Origin of the sequence: Ferruginibacter sp. (assembly GCF_031430955.1) — a bacterium.
Classification (GTDB): domain Bacteria; phylum Bacteroidota; class Bacteroidia; order Chitinophagales; family Chitinophagaceae; genus Ferruginibacter.
The window spans coordinates 1-1,816 of the sequence record NZ_JANPCM010000508.1 but is presented as its reverse complement, the minus strand read 5'-3'; the positions used below and the strand labels follow the sequence as shown (position 1 = coordinate 1,816).

Here is a 1,816-nt window from a genome sequence, read left to right as displayed (position 1 = left end):
GCGGAGAAAAGCAGCAATTATCCCCATCATTGCTGTTTTCTCAATAAAGTATTTTAGCTTTAAGCAGGCTATATGAAGTATGAAAAAATTGCTATCCAATAAAATTGTAATAATTGTGTTGCTGTGTGCTGCAGCAGTACTTATTTATTTCTTTGCATTTCCAAAAGATACAATCGATTTCAATACACAGGTAAAACCCATTTTTAATAAAAAATGTATTAGCTGCCATGGTGGTGTGCGGCAAAAAGCTGATTACAGTTTGCTGTTTCGTTCAGAAGCTTTAGCACCGGCAAAATCTGGTAAGCTGGCTATTATACCCGGCAATGCCAGTGGTAGCGAACTTATAAAAAGAATCACTGCTACCGACCCCGATGAAAGAATGCCTTACAAACACGACGCACTTTCTAAAAATGAAATTGATATTTTAAAAAAATGGATCAACCAGGGAGCCGAGTGGGGCGACCACTGGGCTTATGTTTCAGTTAAGCAAACTGCATTGCCCGGCGAAGTGGAACAGGGCTGGAACAAAAATGGTATTGACAATTTTGTATTGCAGAAATTAAAAGAAAATAAATTACCGCATTCGCCGCAGGCAGATAAAAATACTTTATTGCGAAGGGCAAGTTTAGATTTAATTGGTTTGCCTGCAACGGAAAATCTTTCTAATAAATTTTTAAATGATAAATCGGATAAAGCGTACGAAACATTAATTGATTCGCTTTTAGCCAATAAACATTTTGGCGAAAAATGGACACCCATGTGGTTAGACCTGGCCCGCTATGCCGATACTAAAGGTTACGAACGTGATGATAACCGGCAAATTTGGCGTTACCGTGACTGGCTGATCAATGCATTTAATAACGATAAACCTTACGATGAATTTTTAACCGAACAATTAGCAGGCGATTTAATGCCGGATGCTGATGATAATAAATTAATTGCCACGGCTTTTAACCGCAACACCATGACCAATGATGAAGGTGGTACAGAAAATGAAGAGTTCCGTACGGCTGCAGTAATCGACAGAGTTAACACCACTTGGCAGGCATTAATGGGAACTACATTTGCCTGTGTGCAATGCCACAGCCATCCGTACGATCCGTTTAAGCATGATGAATATTATAAGTTCATGGCGTTTTTTAATAACACCCGTGATGAAGATACCGAAGCAGATTTTCCTTTACTGCGGCAATATTCCGACTCGGCTAATGAAAAATTAAATGAGTTATTAAGTTGGCTAAAACAAAATACCGGTGATAAAAATTATAATGAAATAAAACAGTTTTTAAAAACCTGGCAGCCATCAATAAATTCATTAACCAGCGATGAATTTGTAAACTCCGAACTGCAGGATTCTAAATGGCTTTCATTTAGAAATCATGCAGTAGCAAGATTAAAAAATGTTGATCTTACCAGTAAAGATCATTTAATATTTCGCTACGATGCTTTTATAAAAGATGGCATTGTACAATTTCATGCCGGTAAACCTGATGGCCCTTTGCTTGCGGCTGTAAATTTAACACTCGATAAAAAAGGGTTAAAATTTGCAGAAATTGATTTGGTATCAATGCAGGGTGTACATGATGTTTACCTCACCTACAGTTCACCCAACTTAAAATTAAAAGATCAGGATGGCTGCATGTTTGAGTGGTTTTATTTTACGCAAAAATTTCCGGGGCAGGGTAAACCAGGTTATGAAGCGATGAAAAAAAGGTATAAAGATTTAATGAAACTGCTGCCGCCAACCACACCTGTTATGATGGATAATCCTGCTGATATGTTTCGCACTACAAATGTTTTTGAAAGAGGTAACTGG

1 protein-coding gene is annotated in these 1,816 nt (G+C 37.7%); it reads left to right on the top strand.

Annotated features, from left to right (window positions below; all coding sequences use genetic code 11):
- Positions 1–79 precede the first annotated feature (79 nt).
- Positions 80–1,816 (top strand): DUF1549 domain-containing protein (locus ACY65O_RS14290; RefSeq protein ID WP_462221534.1); only part of this gene is annotated, 1,737 nt, incomplete at its 3' end.